The sequence below is a fragment of the Kitasatospora sp. NPDC053057 genome (assembly GCF_044546945.1).
GTDB lineage: Bacteria > Actinomycetota > Actinomycetes > Streptomycetales > Streptomycetaceae > Kitasatospora.
The window spans coordinates 136,680-153,004 of record NZ_JBITZP010000019.1; the positions used below are offsets into that span (position 1 = coordinate 136,680).

General features: G+C 72.6%; 17 protein-coding genes. 11 read left to right on the top strand and 6 right to left on the bottom strand.

Features of this window, described 5'->3' with window-relative positions:
• Positions 1–47 precede the first annotated feature (47 nt).
• Together ACIG5E_RS21325 and ACIG5E_RS21330 are read left to right on the top strand one after the other, a co-directional pair.
• Positions 48–395 carry an MmcQ/YjbR family DNA-binding protein gene (locus ACIG5E_RS21325; RefSeq protein ID WP_396535514.1) on the top strand — a complete coding sequence of 116 codons (348 nt, stop codon included), beginning with the start codon at positions 48–50 and terminating at the stop codon, positions 393–395.
• 186 nt (positions 396–581) lie between these two features.
• Positions 582–1,796, top strand: a complete 1,215-nt coding sequence (locus ACIG5E_RS21330) for an alpha/beta hydrolase (protein ID WP_396535516.1) — start codon at positions 582–584, stop codon at positions 1,794–1,796.
• Here ACIG5E_RS21330 and ACIG5E_RS21335 read toward each other — a convergent pair whose 3' ends face one another.
• On the bottom strand, positions 1,797–2,810 hold the full coding sequence (locus ACIG5E_RS21335) for a helix-turn-helix transcriptional regulator (RefSeq protein WP_396535518.1): 1,014 nt from the start codon (positions 2,808–2,810) through the stop codon (positions 1,797–1,799). It lies immediately after the preceding gene.
• Positions 2,811–2,924: 114 nt separating this feature from the next.
• Here ACIG5E_RS21335 and ACIG5E_RS21340 point away from each other — a divergent pair, with 114 nt between their 5' ends.
• Positions 2,925–3,503: a TIGR03086 family metal-binding protein gene (locus ACIG5E_RS21340; RefSeq protein WP_396535520.1), complete on the top strand. Its 579-nt coding sequence runs from the start codon at positions 2,925–2,927 to the stop codon at positions 3,501–3,503.
• Positions 3,504–3,578: 75 nt separating this feature from the next.
• On the opposite strand, the gene ACIG5E_RS21345 is transcribed toward ACIG5E_RS21340, so the two are convergent.
• The gene (locus ACIG5E_RS21345; protein ID WP_396535522.1) at positions 3,579–4,592 is read right to left on the bottom strand and encodes an aldo/keto reductase; all 1,014 of its coding nucleotides are present in this window, start codon (positions 4,590–4,592) and stop codon (positions 3,579–3,581) included.
• A complete protein-coding gene (locus tag ACIG5E_RS21350) occupies positions 4,589–5,092 on the bottom strand; it encodes a MerR family transcriptional regulator (protein WP_396535524.1) in 504 nt (167 codons plus the stop codon). The genes ACIG5E_RS21345 and ACIG5E_RS21350 overlap by 4 nt, the downstream gene beginning before the upstream one ends.
• 118 nt (positions 5,093–5,210) lie before the next feature.
• On the opposite strand from ACIG5E_RS21350, the gene ACIG5E_RS21355 reads away from it, so the two are divergent.
• Positions 5,211–6,062: a serine hydrolase domain-containing protein gene (locus ACIG5E_RS21355; protein WP_396535526.1), complete on the top strand. Its 852-nt coding sequence runs from the start codon at positions 5,211–5,213 to the stop codon at positions 6,060–6,062.
• Positions 6,063–6,074: 12 nt separating this feature from the next.
• Here ACIG5E_RS21355 and ACIG5E_RS21360 read toward each other — a convergent pair whose 3' ends face one another.
• Complete coding sequence (locus ACIG5E_RS21360; protein WP_396535528.1) at positions 6,075–6,851, bottom strand: pirin family protein; 777 nt, start codon at positions 6,849–6,851, stop codon at positions 6,075–6,077.
• Positions 6,852–7,057: 206 nt separating this feature from the next.
• On the opposite strand from ACIG5E_RS21360, the gene ACIG5E_RS21365 reads away from it, so the two are divergent.
• The 5 genes from ACIG5E_RS21365 to fabF all read left to right on the top strand — a co-directional run bounded on the left by ACIG5E_RS21365 (position 7,058) and on the right by fabF (position 12,096).
• Positions 7,058–8,266, top strand: coding sequence for a CdaR family transcriptional regulator (locus ACIG5E_RS21365; RefSeq protein WP_046386013.1), 1,209 nt, complete (start codon positions 7,058–7,060; stop codon positions 8,264–8,266).
• Positions 8,267–8,345: 79 nt separating this feature from the next.
• Positions 8,346–9,296, top strand: coding sequence for an ACP S-malonyltransferase (locus tag ACIG5E_RS21370; RefSeq protein ID WP_396535530.1), 951 nt, complete (start codon positions 8,346–8,348; stop codon positions 9,294–9,296).
• Positions 9,293–10,324 carry a beta-ketoacyl-ACP synthase III gene (locus ACIG5E_RS21375; protein WP_396535532.1) on the top strand — a complete coding sequence of 344 codons (1,032 nt, stop codon included), beginning with the start codon at positions 9,293–9,295 and terminating at the stop codon, positions 10,322–10,324. Before ACIG5E_RS21370 ends, ACIG5E_RS21375 begins: the two co-directional genes overlap by 4 nt.
• Positions 10,325–10,405: 81 nt before the next feature.
• The gene (locus tag ACIG5E_RS21380; RefSeq protein ID WP_030287575.1) at positions 10,406–10,651 is read left to right on the top strand and encodes an acyl carrier protein; all 246 of its coding nucleotides are present in this window, start codon (positions 10,406–10,408) and stop codon (positions 10,649–10,651) included.
• A 182-nt stretch (positions 10,652–10,833) separates the two neighbouring features.
• Positions 10,834–12,096: a beta-ketoacyl-ACP synthase II gene (gene fabF / locus ACIG5E_RS21385; RefSeq protein ID WP_396535534.1), complete on the top strand. Its 1,263-nt coding sequence runs from the start codon at positions 10,834–10,836 to the stop codon at positions 12,094–12,096.
• A gap of 65 nt (positions 12,097–12,161) precedes the next feature.
• Here the strand turns inward: fabF and ACIG5E_RS21390 are convergent, their stop codons facing one another.
• Both ACIG5E_RS21390 and ACIG5E_RS21395 read right to left on the bottom strand, forming a co-directional pair.
• Complete coding sequence (locus tag ACIG5E_RS21390) at positions 12,162–12,656, bottom strand: DUF3145 domain-containing protein (protein ID WP_270147090.1); 495 nt, start codon at positions 12,654–12,656, stop codon at positions 12,162–12,164.
• A gap of 435 nt (positions 12,657–13,091) precedes the next feature.
• Positions 13,092–14,117 carry an NADP-dependent oxidoreductase gene (locus tag ACIG5E_RS21395; protein WP_396535536.1) on the bottom strand — a complete coding sequence of 342 codons (1,026 nt, stop codon included), beginning with the start codon at positions 14,115–14,117 and terminating at the stop codon, positions 13,092–13,094.
• A 106-nt stretch (positions 14,118–14,223) separates the two neighbouring features.
• Between ACIG5E_RS21395 and ACIG5E_RS21400 the strand changes: the two genes are divergently transcribed.
• Together ACIG5E_RS21400 and ACIG5E_RS21405 are read left to right on the top strand one after the other, a co-directional pair.
• Positions 14,224–14,688, top strand: coding sequence for a MarR family winged helix-turn-helix transcriptional regulator (locus ACIG5E_RS21400; RefSeq protein ID WP_396535538.1), 465 nt, complete (start codon positions 14,224–14,226; stop codon positions 14,686–14,688).
• Between the two features lie 119 nt (positions 14,689–14,807).
• Positions 14,808–16,322, top strand: coding sequence for an LCP family protein (locus ACIG5E_RS21405; RefSeq protein WP_396535540.1), 1,515 nt, complete (start codon positions 14,808–14,810; stop codon positions 16,320–16,322).
• Positions 16,323–16,325: the final 3 nt, after the last annotated feature.

Sequence of the window (16,325 nt, forward strand, 5' to 3'; positions counted from 1 at the left end):
GCGCGCACCGGGGGCGCACTGTCGGCGCGGTGCTCTAACCTGCCGCCATGGTGACGTTCGAGGAGTTCCGCGCGATGGCCCTGACCCTGCCGGAGGCCGCCCAGGAACCGACCTGGGGCATCGAGACGCTGCGGGTCCGCGGCAAGGTCTTCGCGATGGGCGCCCCCGAGGGTGACAGCGTCACCGTCAAGGCCTCGCACGAGGACCAGGCCGAACTGCTCGCCGCCGAGCCCGAGGTGTTCTCCTTCGCCCGGTACGTCGGGCGGCACGGCTGGGTGAGCGTCCGGCTGGACCTGGTCGACCCGGAGGAGCTGCAGGACCTGGTCACCGAGGCCTGGCGGCGGACGGCACCCAAGCGGCTGGTCGGCGAATTCGACGCCGGGCATCCCGCTTAGCACCGTCCGCAGGGCCACACGAGGACGCCGGAAGGACACGCGCGGTTCATGTGATCCATCCCACAGTTTGGGCGGGTCCGTCACCCTCCTGTGACCTCTACGCTTGCGCAGGGAAGTCAGCAGTCCAATCGCACCCTCCGGGCACCGCCCGAGAAACGGTGACGGGCCCCAAAGGGAGTTGGTGCGGTGCGCAAGCCCCGACGCTGGAAGCGGGTACTGATCGGGGCGTTCGCGGGTTGTGCCGTGCTCGCCGACGCCGGTGCCTCGGCGGCCGCGGCCGCGGTCTCCTCCGAGCAGTTGGCGATCTCCACGCCCCCGGCCGGCAGCGCCGCCTGGGTGCAGGACCACTCCTTCGGCCGCTCCCTGCCCGACCCGGCCACCACCAGCCCGGCCGACGCCGCCGCCTTCTTCGCCTCGCTCGCCCCCACCGAGCTGGACCGGCTGATCAAGGACTACCCGCTGGTCGTCGGCAACTACGACGGCGCCCCGCTGGACCTGCGCTACCGCGCCAACCGGATCGCCCTGGCGAACGAGCGCGACGCCGCCCGGGTCCGCGCGGCCGACAAGAAGCTGGACGCCGACACCCGCGCGCTGGCCGTCTCCCGCGCCAACGACGTCGACCACCTGCTCAGCCCCGGCCGGCAGATCCTTGCCTTCGACCCGCGCGGCCGCGGCCTGGTCTCCGAGGTCTGGGGCGACCTCGCCGACGCCGAGCGGGTCTCCGTCCTCGTCCCCGGCTCGGACGCCGACCTCGGCCACTTCGACCAGACGGCCGAGCCGCTGCGCTCCCCGGCCGGCATGGCCCGCGCCCTGCACGCCGAGGAGCAGCGCCAGGCCCCGGGCACCCGCACCGCCGTGATCGCCTGGACCGGGTACGTCACCCCCTCCGGCCTCGGCCCGGACGCGGCCACCTCCCGGCTCGCCGACGTCGCCGCGCCCCGGCTGCAGCGCCTGCTGGCCGGCCTCAAGGAGACCACCCGGCCGGACGCGCCCCCGGCGCTGCTCTGCCACTCGTACGGCTCGGTGGTCTGCGGCACCGCCGCCCCGAAGATCCCGCGCGCGGCCGCCTCGCCGTCCGACACCTCGGGCATCACCGACATGATGGTGTTCGGCAGCCCCGGCATGGGCGTCCAGTCCGCCGGCGAACTTGGCGGCGGCGTGCACGTGTGGGCCACCCGCAACCCCAGCGACTGGATCGGCAACGTCCCGTTCCTGGAGGTCGGCAAGCTCGGCCACGGCGCCGACCCAACCGGCAGCGGCTTCGGCGCCGAGCAGATCTCCTCCGCCCGGGCCTCCGGCCACAACGGCTACTTCACCGACGGCACCGACAGCCTGCACAACTTCGCGGCCATCTCCCTCGGGGACTACGGCGACGTGGTCCGGGCGCAGCCCAACGCCTAGTCAGGGCCCCAGCTCGTCCTGGTAGAGCCGCGCCTCGTCCTGGTAGAGCCGCAGGGCCTCCGCCGCCGCCCGGGCCAGCTCGCGCCGGGCGGCCTGCGGGGCCAGCACCTCGACGTCCGCGCCAAAGGCCAGCAGCGAGCGGACGGCCGCCGCGGCCGGGAAGGCCATCGCCAGCTCCACCCACTCCTCGGCCGGCCCGGCGCCCGCGTCCGGCGGCGGCGCCGTGAGCCGGCCGCCGTGGATGCGCAGGAACATGTCCAGCCGCCCGCGCCGGACCCGCACCCGGGCCGGCACGTCCTTCGGCACCCGCTCCACCTGTTCGCGCAGGGCCGCCCACACCTCGCCGAGCGCCACCCCGCCCCGGCGGCGCACCGTCTCCCCGGTGGCCTCGGCGGTCAGCACCCGGTCGGCCCGGAACAGCCGCGGCTCGCCGTGCAGATCGGCCACCAGGTACCAGACCGCGGCCTTGTTCACCAGGCCGTACGGGTCGACGGTGTACTCCACCGGCGCGGGCGTGCCGCTGTGCCGGTAGCGCAGCCGCAGCCGCCGGTCGGCGAACACTGCGTACTGCAGCTCGCCCAGGTCCGGACCGCCGGCGGCGGCCGGCTGGGGGTTCTGCATCCAGCGGGCCGGGTCGACCAGGATGCGCTCGCTGACCCGCTCGGCGGCCGGGCGGTGCGGGGCGGGCAGCGCGGCCATCACCTTGCGCAGCGCCGAGCCGAGCGCGCCGTCCAGCCCGAGGTCGCTGTGCGCGCCCTGGGCGGAGAGCACGAACAGCGCCCGGGCCTCGTCCGCGGTCAGCCCGGTGACGTCGGTGCGGTAGCCGGGCAGCAGGTTGATGCCGCCGTGCCGGCCGCGTTCGGTGAACACCGGCACCCCGGCGGCGGAGAGCGACTCCACGTCCCGGTAGATGGTGCGGACGGACACCTCCAGCCGTTCGGCCAGTTCGGTGGCGGGCACCCGGCCGCGGGTCTGGAGCAGCAGCAGGATCGAGAGCAGGCGGTCGGCCTTCATGTCACCAGGATCCCAACAATCCTGACGGCCGTTGTCAGGTTTTACTGGGAGATTGCGTTCCGCGCCCGCAAGGGCGGCCCGAACCACCGCACCGCACAAGGGAGCTGATCACAGATGAGCGCCGTCCAGGACGCCCGTCCGCAGTACCTGACCGCCCTCGGCCAGCTGGAGCGGCTGTTCGCCGCCGTCACCCCCGCCGATCTCGACCGGCCCACTCCCTGCGAGGAGTACACGCTGCGTCAGTTGCTGAACCACGTGATCGGCGGCATCCACCGCTTCGCGTACATGGGTGAGGGCGGTCACGCCCGGGACGTCGTGGCCGCCATCGACGACCCGTCGGACGACGGCTGGACGGCCGCACTGGACCGGGCCCGCGGCCGGGTGACCGCCGCCTGGGCCGACGACACCAAGCTGGGCCGCCCGACCTTCGCCCCCTGGGGCGAGGTGCCCGGAGCGATCGCGGTCGGCGGCTACGTGATGGAGCTCGCCACCCACTCCTGGGACATCGCCACGGCCCTCGACAACGGCTTCGTGCTGGACGACGACGTGGCCCGCACCGCGCTGGCCGTCGCCGAGGTGGTCCTGCCGCCGGAGAGCCGGGTCGAGGGCACCCCGTTCGGCGCGGTGCAGCCGGTCGCCGAGGACGCCGACGTCCACGCCCGGCTGGCCGCCTGGATGGGCCGCAAGGCCTGAGGGCTGAGGACTGAGGGCTGAGGGCTGAGGAAAACGGGGCCCGGGGAGTCGCCGACTCCCCGGGCCCCGGCGGCACTACTCCCGCCCGACCGAGGTGTTGCGCATGTCGGCGTAGCGGTCCCCCGCCACCCGGCCGGCCAGCGGCTCCAGCAGCGCCAGCTCCTCCGCGCTCAGCCGCAGGGTCGCCGCGCCGGTGTTCTCGGCCAGTCGGATGCGCTTGCGGGTGCCCGGGATCGGCACGACGGTCAGCCCGTGCACCTCGGCCCGCTGGTGCACCCAGGCCAGCGCGACCTGGGCGAGCGTCGCGTCGTGGGCCCCGGCGATCTCCCGAAGCGGGGCGAGCAGTTCGCCGTTGGCGACGGCGTTCTCACCGGTGTAGCGCGGGTGGGTGCGGCGGAAGTCGTCCGCCGCGAGCGCCGCGGCGTCCTGGAACGCGCCGGTCAGGAAGCCGCGGCCGAGCGGCGAGTACGGCACGAAGGCGACGCCCAGCTCGGCCGCGGCCGGCACCGCCGAGCGCTCGACGTCGCGGGCGAACACCGACCACTCGGACTGCACCGCGGCGATCGGGTGGACGGCGTGCGCCTCGCGCAGCTCGGCCCCGGTCACCTCGGACAGGCCCAGCTGCCGGACCTTGCCGGCCTGGACCAACTCGGCCATGGCGCCGACCGATTCGGCCAGCGGCACCTCCGGGTTGCGGCGGTGCATGTAGTACAGGTCGATCACGTCCACGCCGAGGCGGCGCAGCGAGCCCTCCACGGCGGTGCGGATGTACGCCGGGTCGTTGCGGATGGCGCGCTTGGTCGGGTCGGCCGGGTCGCGCTCGATGGCGAACTTGGTGGCGACCAGCACCCGGTCGCGGTTGGCCCGGACGAAGGGGCTGATGAACTCCTCGTTGCGGCCGGAGCCGTACATGTCCGCGGTGTCGAACAGCGTGACGCCGGCCTCCAGGGCGGCGTCCAGCGTGGCGAGCGCCTCGTCGGAGTCGGTCGGGCCGTAGAACTCGCTCATGCCCATGCAGCCGAGGCCCTGGACGCCCACCAGCGGGCCGTCGGTGCCGAGGGGGGCGGTGGGAAGGAGGGGGTGAGTCATGCGCTCTGCTCTTCCTCTACTCGGTAGTACTGGCATTGGACCGGGGTGCCGGCGGCGTCGACGATCTTCCCGGCGTAGAGATCGATCTTGTAGTCGAGGACGGACAGGGTGGCCTGGAGGTCGACGATCTTCTGCCGGACCTCCTCGCGCTGCGCCTCCAGCAGCTGTCGGCGCTCGACGTAGGTCTGTTCGCCGCGGCGGACCATGTCGACGTACTTGAGCATGTCCGCCACCGACATCCCGGTCAGCCGCAGCCGGCCCAGGAAGGCCAGCCGGTGCAGGTCGCCGTCGCTGTAGCGGCGCTGGCCGCCGACCGCGCGGTCGACCGGGTCGAGCAGGCCGATCCGCTCGTACCAGCGCAGGGTGTGGGCGGTCAGACCGCTGGCCGCCGAGACCTCGCTGATGGTGTGCCGCGCGGTCCGGTCCGGGTCGCCGACCGGGCGGTTGAACACCTCCGTACAGCTGCGCAGACCGGCCTGGGCACGTGCGGTTGTGGCCATGATCGATTCCCCCTGTCCTGTGACGAGAATGACGCTACCGAGTTGGAGTGCACTCCAAGCAAGCCGCCCAGCCGGGTGGCCCCGCCACCCGGTTTCGGCCCCGACTAGAGTCGACGGCATGGAGAGCTTGCGGATGATCGAGAACTGGCCCGTGCCCCACGCCGCCGCGGCGGTGGTCCGCGGATCGGACGGCGCGGTGCTGGGCGCCCACGGGCCGCAGCAGCACCTCTTCCCGCTCGCCTCGGTGACCAAGCTGCTCACCTCCTACGCGGCGCTGGTCGCCCTGGAGGAGGGCGTGTTCGAGCTGGACGACCCGGCCGGCCCGCCCGGCTCGACCGTCCGCCACCTGCTCGCCCACACCTCCGGCCTCGGCTTCGACGAGGACCGGGTGTACGCCGAGCCCGGCAACCGCAGGCTCTACTCCAACGCCGGTTTCGACGTGCTCGCCCGGACCCTGGCCGAGGCCGCCGGGATCGCGTTCCACCAGTACGCCGCCGAGGCCGTGTTCGAGCCGCTGGGCATGCACGACACCCTGATCAACACCGCGAGCAAGTCCCCGGCCGGCGCCGGCGGCCTGTCCACCGTCGCCGACCTCGCCCGGTTCGCCGCCGAACTCCAGTCCCCCAAGCTGCTGGACCCGTCCACCGTCCGCCGCGCCACGCGCGAGGTCGCCTTCCCGGGCACCAGCGGCGTGCTCCCCGGCTACGGCCACCGCCGCCCGAACGACTGGGGCCTCGGCTTCGAGATCCGCGACGGCAAGAGCCCGCACTGGACCGGCACCGCCAACTCCCCCGAGACCTTCGGCCACTTCGGCCAGTCCGGCACCTTCCTCTGGGTCGACCCGCAGGCCGGCGCGGCCTGCATCGCGCTCACCGACCGGGACTTCGGCCCCTGGTCGGTCGACGCCTGGCCGCCGCTGTCCGACGCCGTCCTGGCCGAGCTCGCCGAGCTCGCCGAGCCGAAGGGCTGAACAGCCGAAGGGCTAGCCGTACGAGACCGGCGAGTGCATCTCCCAGAGCAGGAGTTCGGCGCCGGTCTCGCCCGCCGTCGGGTCGGCGAACGCCTCTCCGGTGATCCGCACGCTGTCGCCGGGCACCATCGAGCGCCCGCCGCCCTTGGGGCCGGGGATCGTCCGGTAGCCCAGCGAGCCGGCCGTCAGGTGCGCGTACCGCCAGGGTGCCCCGGGCAGTTGCGGCAGCGGCTGCCACGGGCCGGCGGTGGCCAGCCAGAGCGCGGCGTCGCGGCGGCGCAGCCGCAGGGCGCCCGTCCCGGCGTCCCGCTCCAGGCCGGAGGCCAGCAGCGTCAACCCGCCGTCCGCCGGTTCCACCTTGCGCAGGCCGTACCCGGGGGCGGAGTCGAACTCGTCCGGCTGCAGCCACATCTGGACGAAGCGCACCGGCCCGGTGGCGCCGCCGAGGTTGCGCTCGGTGTGGGTGACCCCGGAGCCCGCGCTGAGGTGCTGGATCATGCCCGGGCGCACCACCCCGCTGTGGCCGTGCGAGTCCCGGTGGGCCAGCGCGCCCTCCAGCACCCAGGTGAGGATCTCGGTGTCCCGGTGCTTGTGCTCCTCGAACCCGGCGCCGGGGGCGAGGAGTTCCTCGTTGCACGCGAGCAGCGCGCCGAAGTGGGTGTTCTTCGGGTCGTAGTGGCCGGAGAAGGAGAACGCGTGTCGGGTCTCGATGCCCTCGGCGGGGGTGGAGCGGTAGCGCTCGGCGGTGCGGCGCAGGTCGGCGCGGGGGCGTTCAGGGGCGTCGGTCACGCTCCTCACCGTAGCCGTGTGACCGGGGCCACCGCGCCCCTGCGCCGGGGGGTGTGCACGAGCAGTCACTCGCGTGAGGCAGTCTTGTCCTTGTGCCAGCCGCTTCCGCGAACTCCAAGAGCGAACCCAGTCCCGCAGCCGAACCCACCGGGAAGAGCCCCGCTCCCCGGGCCGGCCGCGACCGTCCCGGCCGCCCCGCGCCCCGCTTGACGGCGCAGGAGCGCAGAAACGCCGCCGAGCGGGCCGAGCGCCGGGCGGCGACCCTCAAGCGGCTGGAGAAGTCCTCGGGCAAGCTGGCCACCGCCGCGATCGCGCGGATGGACGACCAGCTCGGCTGGTACCGGCGGATGCCGCCGGAGCACCGCTCCTGGATCGGCCTGGTCGCCCAGGCCGGCATCGCCGCCTTCACCGAGTGGTACCGCCACCCCGAGGCCGCCCGGGCGATCTCCACCGACGTCTTCGGCACCGCCCCGCGCGAGCTGACCAGGGCGATCACGCTGCGCCAGACCGTCGAGCTGATCCGCACCACGATCGAGGTGATGGAGGAGGCCATCGAGGAGGTGGCCGCCCCCGGCGACGAGGCGGACATGCGCGAGTCCGTGCTGGTCTACGCCCGGGAGATCGCCTTCGCCACCGCCCAGGTGTACGCCCAGGCGGCCGAGGCGCGCGGCGCCTGGGACGCCCGGCTGGAGGCGCTGGTGGTCAACTCCCTGCTGTCCGGCGACGCCGACGAGGGCGTGCTGTCCCGTGCCGCCGCGCTCGGCTGGGGGCAGCCCAGCCAGGTGCGGGTGGTGATGGGCAGCGCGCCGGACGGCGACAGCGAGCTGGTGGTCGAGGCGATCCGCCGGGCCGCCCGGTACGCCAAGCTGAACGTGCTGACCGGGGTGCTGGGCAAGCGCCTGGTGGTCGTGGTCGGCGGCGACAAGGAGCCGGTGCACGCCGCCCGGGCGCTGATCGGCCAGTTCGCGCCGGGCCCGGTGGTGATCGGCCCGACCGTGCCGGACCTGCTCTCGGCGACCCGCTCGGCGCACGCCGCCGCGGCCGGTCTGCGCGCCTGCGCCGCCTGGCCGGACGCCCCGCGCCCGGTGCTCGCCGACGACCTGCTGCCCGAACGGGCGCTGGCCGGGGACCAGGCCGCCCGCCGCCAGTTGGTGGAGGAGATCTACACACCGCTGGACGAGGCCGGATCCGCCCTGCTGGAGACGCTGAGCGTCTACCTGGAGCAGGCGTCCTCGCTGGAGGGCGCGGCCCGGATGCTCTTCGTGCACCCCAACACGGTGCGCTACCGGCTGCGACGTGTGACCGACGTCACGGGGTACGCCCCCTCCGACGTACGTTCGGCGTTCACTCTGCGGATCGCACTGGCCCTCGGCCGGCTGACCTCCGCCGCGGAGCCCGGCCGAGCCGGGGTGTAGGGACCATACAATCCCGGATGGTTTTCTTCGTTACCGTCGCCTACCCGCCCCTGGGCGCCTGGCGAGAGAGGGTTGAACCGTGCTCGTAATCGTCGCCCCTGGACAGGGTGCCCAGTCCCCCGGTTTCCTCAGCTCCTGGCTGGAGCTCGACGGTGTCGCCGACCGCCTGCGCGGCTGGTCGGAGGTCGCCGGGCTCGACCTGGTGCACGCCGGCACCGAGGCGTCCGCCGAGGAGATCAAGGACACCGCCGTCGCCCAGCCGCTGCTGGTCGCCGCCGGTCTGGTGACCGCCCGTGAGCTGTTCCCGGACGAGGCGGACGCCCGCAAGCTGGTCGGCGCCGTCGCCGGCCACAGCGTCGGCGAGATCACCGCCGCGGCCGGCGCCGGGGTGCTCAGCGCCCACGACGCGCTGACCTTCGTCCGTGAGCGCGGCCGGGCCATGGCCGAGGCCGCCACCGTCACCGAGACCGGCATGACCGCCGTGCTCGGCGGCGACCCGGAGGTCGTCGCGGCGAAGCTGGCCGAGCACGGCCTGACCGCCGCCAACAACAACGGCGGCGGCCAGATCGTCGCGGCCGGCACGCTGGCCCAGCTGGAGGCGCTGAAGGCGGACCCGCCGGCCGGCGCCAAGCTGATCGCCCTCAAGGTGGCCGGCGCCTTCCACACCGAGCACATGGCCCCGGGCGTCGAGCGGCTGGCCGCGCTGGCCCCGAGCCTGGCCGTGGCCGACCCGCAGGTCCGCTACGTGTCCAACAAGGACGGCGGGGTCGTCGACTCCGGCGCCGAGGTGCTGGCGCGCCTGGTGTCGCAGGTCTCCAACCCGGTCCGCTGGGACCTCTGCATGGAGACCCTCGGCCGACTGGGCGCGACCGCCGTGATCGAGCTGTCCCCCGCGGGCACGCTCACCGGGCTGCTCAAGCGCAACCTCAAGGGTGTCGCCACGCTCGCCCTGAAGACCCCCGCCGATCTGGACAAGGCCCGCGAGCTCGTCGCCGAGCACGGCGGTCAGGACCAGGAGGAGCAGGCATGACCAAGCCCCAGATCCGTCCCGCCACCGGCGCGCAGTACTCCCGGATCCTCGGGGTCGGCGGCTACCGCCCGGTCCGGGTCATCCCCAACTCCGAGGTGCTGGAGTGGATCGACTCCTCGGACGAGTGGATCCGCACCCGCAGCGGCATCGCCGAGCGCCGCTGGGCGGGCCCGGAGGAGAGCGTCGCCGAGATGTCGGTGCAGGCCGCGGGCAAGGCCATCGCGCAGGCGGGCATCACCCCCGAGCAGATCGGCGGCGTGATCGTCTCGACCGTCTCGCACCTCAAGCAGACCCCCGCGATCGCCACCGAGATCGCCCAGCGGCTCGGCTGCGGCACCGCCCCGGCCTTCGACATCTCGGCCGCCTGTGCCGGCTTCGGCTACGGCCTGGGCCTGGCCGACGGCATGGTCCGCGGCGGCAACGCCGACTACGTGCTGGTGATCGGCGTCGAGCGGCTCAGCGACCTGACCGACAAGTCGGACCGTTCGACCGCCTTCATCTTCGGCGACGGCGCCGGCGCCGCGATCGTCGGCCCGTCCGACACGCCGGGCATCGGCAAGCTGATCTGGGGCTCGGACGGCTCGCAGGCCGACGTCATCAGCCAGACCCAGGCCTGGGACACCGCCTTCGCCAAGCCCGACGCGATCAACGGCCAGGGCGAGGAGCAGAAGTGGCCGGCCCTGCGGATGGACGGCCAGCCGGTCTTCCGCTGGGCGGTCTGGGAGATGGCCAAGGTGGCCCAGCAGGCGCTGGACGCCGCCGGGATCACCGCCGACCAGCTCGGCGCCTTCATCCCGCACCAGGCCAACATGCGGATCACCGACGCCATGATCAAGGCGCTCAAGCTGCCGGCGTCGGTGCCGGTCGCCCGTGACATCGCCGAGACCGGCAACACCTCCGCCGCCTCCATCCCGCTGGCGATGGAGCGCATGCTGGAGTCCGGCGAGGCCCACAGCGGCGACCTCGCGCTGATCATCGGGTTCGGGGCGGGTCTCGTCTACGCCGCGGCAGTCGTTACGCTCCCCTAGGCGCGTTTCGCCCCGATCCATCCACAAGCCCGTGTTCGGCCGACGGTCGGACACGTTCAACACCGAAGAGGAGCAGCCAGTATGGCTACGCAGAACGAGGTCCAGGAAGGTCTCGCCGAGATCGTCAACGAGATCGCCGGCATCCCGGTCGAGGACGTCCAGCTGGACAAGTCCTTCACCGACGACCTGGACGTCGACTCGCTGTCCATGGTCGAGGTCGTCGTCGCCGCCGAGGAGCGCTTCGACGTCAAGATCCCGGACGACGAGGTCAAGAACCTGAAGACCGTCGGCGACGCGGTGAACTACATCCTCACCAACGCCGCCTGAGCGATCGACTCGTTCGAGTCGCCCAGTCCGTCCGGCGTGAGCCACGCCTCGGACGGCTGACCCATCGGTCCGGCTCCCCCGAGTCAGGCCGACCCCCCGGCCGGGACGCCCCACCGGGCGCCCGGCCGGACCCTTCTTCGGCTCGCCGCCGACCCCGCACGAACGTGAAAGAAGAGAAACCAGTGACCGCTGAAAACCGAGCCGTGGTCGTCACGGGTATCGGCGCCTTCACGCCGCTGGGCGGCGACGCCGCCACGACCTGGGAGAACCTGGTCGCCGGGCGCTCCGGGGTGGCGGCCCTGACCGAGGAGTGGGCCCAGGACCTGCCGGTCCGGATCGCCGCGCGCATCGCGGTCGAGCCGGGCGAGATCCTGCCCCGCCCGCTGGCCCGAAAGCTGGACCGCTCCGCCCAGTTCGCGCTGATCGCCGCCCGCGAGGCCTGGTCCGACGCTGGCTTCGAGACCCCGGCCACCGACGAGTCCTCCAAGCTCGCCCCCGAGCGCCTGGGCGCCGTGATCGCCTCCGGCATCGGCGGCGTGACGACCCTGCTCGACCAGTACGACGTGCTGAAGGAGAAGGGCGCCCGCAAGGTCTCCCCGCACACCGTCCCGATGCTGATGCCCAACTCCCCGGCGGCCAACGTCGGTCTGGAGGTCGGCGCCCGCGCGGGTGTGCACACCCCCGTCTCCGCCTGCGCCTCCGGCGCCGAGGCGATCGGCTACGCGATCGAGATGATCCGCAGCGGCCGCGCCGACGTCGTGGTGGCCGGCGGCACCGAGGCGGCGATCCACCCGCTGCCGATCGCCGCGTTCGCCAACATGATGGCGATGTCCAAGAACAACGACGACCCCGAGCGCGCCTCGCGTCCGTACGACAAGGCCCGCGACGGTTTCGTGCTGGGCGAGGGCGCCGGCGTGGTCGTGCTGGAGTCGCTGGAGCACGCCGAGGCCCGGGGCGCCCGGATCTACTGCGAGGCGGTCGGCCAGGGCCTGTCCTCGGACGCCCACCACATCGCCCAGCCCGAGCCGACCGGCGCCGGCGTGGCCCGCGCGCTGGCCGACCTGTTCGAGCGCAACGAGCTGGACAAGGCCGAGATCGTGCACGTCAACGCGCACGCCACCTCGACCCCGCAGGGCGACACCGCCGAGCTGAAGGCGCTGCGCAAGGAGCTGGGCGAGGACCTCGACCACATCCTGGTCTCGGCCACCAAGTCGATGACCGGTCACCTGCTGGGCGGCGCCGGCGGCATCGAGACCGTCGCCACCGTGCAGGCGCTGTACCACCGGGTCGCCCCGCCGACCATCAACGTCGAGGAGCTCGACGACGATGTGGACGCGAAGATCGTCACCGAGGCCACCCCGCTGCCCGAGGGCCGGATCGCCGCGCTGAACAACTCGTTCGGCTTCGGCGGCCACAACGTGGTGCTGGCCTTCCGCACCCGCTGACGCCCACACCGAAGGGGCCGGCGCTCTCCGTGAGCGCCGGCCCCTTCGTCGTACCCGTCGGCCGTTCAGACCACCTGGTGCAGCCAACGCACCGGCGCGCCCTCGCCCGCGTACCGGAACGGCTCCAGCTCGTCGTCCCAGGGCTTGCCCAGCAGCCGGGAGATCTCGGCCTCCAGGTCGGCCCCCTCGCTGCGGGCCCGCAGCAGGACGGCCCGCAGCCGGTCCTCGGGGATCAGGATGTCGCCGTGGATGCCCGTGACGGCGTGGAAGATGCCGAGCGTGGGCGTGCTGCTGTACCGCTCGCCCTCCGCCGTGGCGCAGGGCTCGCTGGTCACCTCGTACCGCATGAGCTGCCAGCCGCGCAGCGCGGAGGCGAGCTTCGAGGCGGTGCCGGGCTCCCCCTGCCAGGAGAGCTCGGCGCGCCAGTGCCCGGGTGCGGCCGGCTGGCGGATCCAGTCCAGGCTCACCCGTACACCGAGCACCCCCGCGACGGCCCACTCGACGTGCGGGCACAGCGCGCGGGGCGCGGAGTGGATGTACAGAACTCCACGTGTCGTCACCGGGACCTCCAGGCTCTGGACGAGGGTCGCCTTCCCCAGCTGCCTCGTGCCTGCAGTTGATCCACAGTTACCCACGTTAGCCGACATTAAGCTACTAAATTGAGCAAAACGGACAAGCCTTCGCTCAATGCTAGTCGAATCCTCAACGAGGTCTACCCCTCGGCCGGATCTCTCCCCCGAACGGCCCCATCGCCAGGCGGGACCACCGTACCGCGCGGCGCCGCAGGATGGATGACGCACTTTCGGATCCGGCCGGAATGCGGTAGTGCGGCCGGATCCCCCGCGCCGTGCACGCGAACCGCCCCGCGCGCCCGGTCGGGGGCGGCGGGGCGGTTCGGACTCCTGACGTGGGGTCAGCCGTCCAGGCGGACGACCATCTTGCCGGTGTTGACGCCGCGCAGCAGATCGATGAAGGCCTGGGCGGCGTTCTCGAAGCTACTCCGGGAGCTTGATCAGCATCTTGCCGACGTTGTCCCCGCTGAGCAGGCCGAGGAAGGCGTCCACCGCACTGTCGATGCCCTGGGTCACCGTCTCGCGGTACTTGAGCTCACCCGAGCGCACCCACGCCGAGACCTCCTCGACGAACTTCGGCTGAAGGTCGTAGTGGTCGCCGACGAGCAGCCCCTCCATGCGGAAGCGCTTGGCGATGATCTGCGCGAGGTTGCGCGGGGCCGGGGTGGGCTCGGTGGCGTTGTACTGCGAGATCATGCCGCAGACCACGATGCGGCCGTGAAGGTTCATCGCCTCGATGGCAGCTTCCAGGTGCTCGCCACCCACGTTGTCGAAGTACACGTCGATGCCGTCGGGAGCCGCAGCCTGAAGCTGCTCGGCAACCGGGCCGTTCTTGTAGTTGAACGCGGCGTCGAAGCCGTACTCCTCCACGAGGAGCTTGACCTTCTCGTCCGAGCCGGCGGAGCCGATCACTCGCGCCGCACCCTGCAGCTTGGCGATCTGGCCGACGATGCCACCCACGGCACCGGCCGCGCCGGACACGAACACCACGTCGCCGGCCTTGATCTCCCCGATCCGCGTCAGACCCGCGTAGGCGGTCAGACCCGGCATACCCAGCACGCCCAGATAGGTCGAGAGCGGCGCGGCGTTCGGGTCCACCTTGACGGACGCCTTGGCGTCGAGGGTGGCGTACTCGCGCCAGCCGAGCCCATGCAGGACGTAGTCACCCTCGGTGAAACCCTCCGCCTGCGAGGCGATGACCTGGCCGACAGCCCCACCCAGCATCGGCTTGTCCAGTTCGTACGGCTCTGCGTAGGACTTGCGGGCCGACATCCGGCCGCGCATGTACGGGTCCACCGAGAGGTGGGTGTTGCGGACCAGGATCTCGCCCGGGCCCGGGGTCCTGACCGGGGCCTCGACCAGGGCGAAGTCGGTGGGCACCGGCCAGCCCTGGGGGCGGGCGGCGAGGTGCCATTCACGGGCGGTGGCGGGGGCGGCCTGCTCTGCCATGGAGGTGCTCCTTGGATGGGGTTTCGGCAGGTGAAAGGTTGAGGAACTGAAGTAACGATGGGCATGAAAGGTTCATGTTGTCAACTTTTCAGGTAGACTCTGCGGCATGGACACTCAGCAGACCGAGGTCGCCACGCCGCAGTCCGACGAGATCACCCGTGAGGTCGTCGATCTGATGGCCAACCTGGTCGCGCTCTTCCACCGCGAGTACGAGGAGGCCGCCGCCGCACGCTCGCTCACCGGCGCCCAGGCCAAGGTGCTCGCCCTGCTGCGGCGCGGCCCGCTGCCGATGCGGCACATCGCCCAGACGCTCAGCTGCGAGCCCTCCAACATCACCGGCATCGTCGACCGACTGGAGGCCCGCGGCTTCGTCACCCGGGAAGCCGACCGGCAGGACCGCCGGGTCAAGCTGGTCGCCGCCACCGAGACCGGCTCGGCCGCCTCCGAGGAGCTGCGCGAGTCGCTCAACTTCGCCCGCGAGCCGCTCGCCGCACTCGGCCCCGAGGAGCGGACGGTGCTGCGGGACCTGCTCCGGCGGATGCTCACCGGCGCCTCCGGCCCGGGTGCGTGACCAGTATCACAGCCCTGCGGGTCGATTCCCCCGCCCCTCGGGGGTAACCGAACAGCCTTCCGGAGCGTCTAACGTTCGAACATCGAACGCTGGAAACTGAAAACGGGGGGCACCGGAGGATGAGCAGCAGCACGCGCCGTCGCCGCTACCTGCGGACCGCCATCGGCCTGGCCGCCGTTCTGGTGCTGTCGGTCGTGGGAGCCGGAGCCTGGTTCTACCACCGGCTGGACAGCAACATCACCACCTTCGACGCGGGCGGCGTCGCCACCGAGCGCCCGCCGGCCCCGGTCCCGGCCAGCCCCGGCGCCCAGGTGCCGGTCAACGTGCTGCTGCTGGGCTCCGACACCCGGGACGACGGCAACAACTCGCTGGGCGGGGGCGACGAGGGCGTCGGCAACTCGGACACCGCGATCCTGGTGCACATCTACGCCGACCACAAGCACGCCGTCGGCGTCTCCATCCCCCGCGACACCCTGGTCACCATCCCGTCCTGCAAGCTGGCGGACGGCACCTGGAGCAAGCCGCGCAACGACCAGATGTTCAATTCGGCGTTCAGCCTCGGCGAGCTCCCCAAGGGCAACCCGGCCTGCACCCAGAACACCGTGGAGAAGATCACCGGGCTGCGGGTCGACCACACCATCGTGGTCGACTTCAAGGGCGCCGCCGCGGTGACCGAAGCCATCGGCGGCGTGGAGGCCTGCGTGCCCAACGACGTCAACGAGTACGGCATCCAGCTCAAGAAGGGGCTGCAGAAGCTCTCCGGGAAGTCCGCGGTGGACTACCTCCGGGCGCGCCACGGCATCGGCGACAACTCCGACATAGGCCGGATGAAGCGCCAGCAGGCCTTCCTCTCCTCCATGATCAAGAAGGTCCAGGACCAGGGCTTCTCGCTGCCCACCCTGCTGCCGCTGGCCGACGCCGCCACCAAGTCGCTCACCGTGGACGAGGGGCTCGGCACCGCGATGAAGCTGGTGGACTTCGCCCGCTCGGTGGAGGACATCAAGCTCTCCGACGTCACCTTCGTGACCGCCCCCTGGCGCTTCGCCGGGGACCGGGTGCGGCTGGTCCAGCCGGACGCCGACGAGCTGTGGAAGCTGCTGCGGGAGGACCGCACCCTGGACGGGCAGAGCACCGCCGGGACCGGCGCGGCCACCGCCTCTGCCTCTGCCTCGGCATCGCCGAGTGCGAGCTCCGGCGCGAACGCGCCGCTCACCCCCGACCAGGCCGCGGCCCCGATCACCGTGGTCAACGGCGTCGGCACCGCCGGACTGGCCGGCTCCGGCGCCGAGACCCTCAAGGGGCGCGGCTTCCAGAACGTCTCGCTCGGCGCCAACAACCCCGGCAAGCAGCACACCGAGGTCGGCTACGACCCGACGCTGAAGACCACCGCCGACCAGGTCGCGGCGCTCTTCCCCGGCGCCCGCGCGGTCGAGGAGCCCGGCTCGGGCGCCATCACCGTCACCCTCGGCGCCGACTACCAGGCCGCCGGCACCCAGCTGAACTCCGTCTCCTCGCCCTCCGCGACGCCCAGCGGCGCGCCGAGCACCATGCCCAGCGGGGTCCCGACCGGCATAGCGGAGAACACCCGGGGCGCCGACACCGATCCGTGCGCCAACCTGACCTTCGGGTCCTAGCCG

Coding starts and splice junctions, on each gene's coding strand:
- ACIG5E_RS21325 (WP_396535514.1), top strand. CDS start 48: ATGGTGACGTTCGAGGAGTTCCGCGCGATGGCCCTGACCCTGCCGGAG.
- ACIG5E_RS21335 (WP_396535518.1), bottom strand. CDS start 2,810: ATGAAGGCCGACCGCCTGCTCTCGATCCTGCTGCTGCTCCAGACCCGC.
- ACIG5E_RS21340 (WP_396535520.1), top strand. CDS start 2,925: ATGAGCGCCGTCCAGGACGCCCGTCCGCAGTACCTGACCGCCCTCGGC.
- ACIG5E_RS21345 (WP_396535522.1), bottom strand. CDS start 4,592: ATGACTCACCCCCTCCTTCCCACCGCCCCCCTCGGCACCGACGGCCCG.
- ACIG5E_RS21350 (WP_396535524.1), bottom strand. CDS start 5,092: ATGGCCACAACCGCACGTGCCCAGGCCGGTCTGCGCAGCTGTACGGAG.
- ACIG5E_RS21355 (WP_396535526.1), top strand. CDS start 5,211: ATGGAGAGCTTGCGGATGATCGAGAACTGGCCCGTGCCCCACGCCGCC.
- ACIG5E_RS21375 (WP_396535532.1), top strand. CDS start 9,293: ATGACCAAGCCCCAGATCCGTCCCGCCACCGGCGCGCAGTACTCCCGG.
- ACIG5E_RS21380 (WP_030287575.1), top strand. CDS start 10,406: ATGGCTACGCAGAACGAGGTCCAGGAAGGTCTCGCCGAGATCGTCAAC.
- ACIG5E_RS21395 (WP_396535536.1), bottom strand. CDS start 14,117: ATGGCAGAGCAGGCCGCCCCCGCCACCGCCCGTGAATGGCACCTCGCC.
- ACIG5E_RS21400 (WP_396535538.1), top strand. CDS start 14,224: ATGGACACTCAGCAGACCGAGGTCGCCACGCCGCAGTCCGACGAGATC.
- ACIG5E_RS21405 (WP_396535540.1), top strand. CDS start 14,808: ATGAGCAGCAGCACGCGCCGTCGCCGCTACCTGCGGACCGCCATCGGC.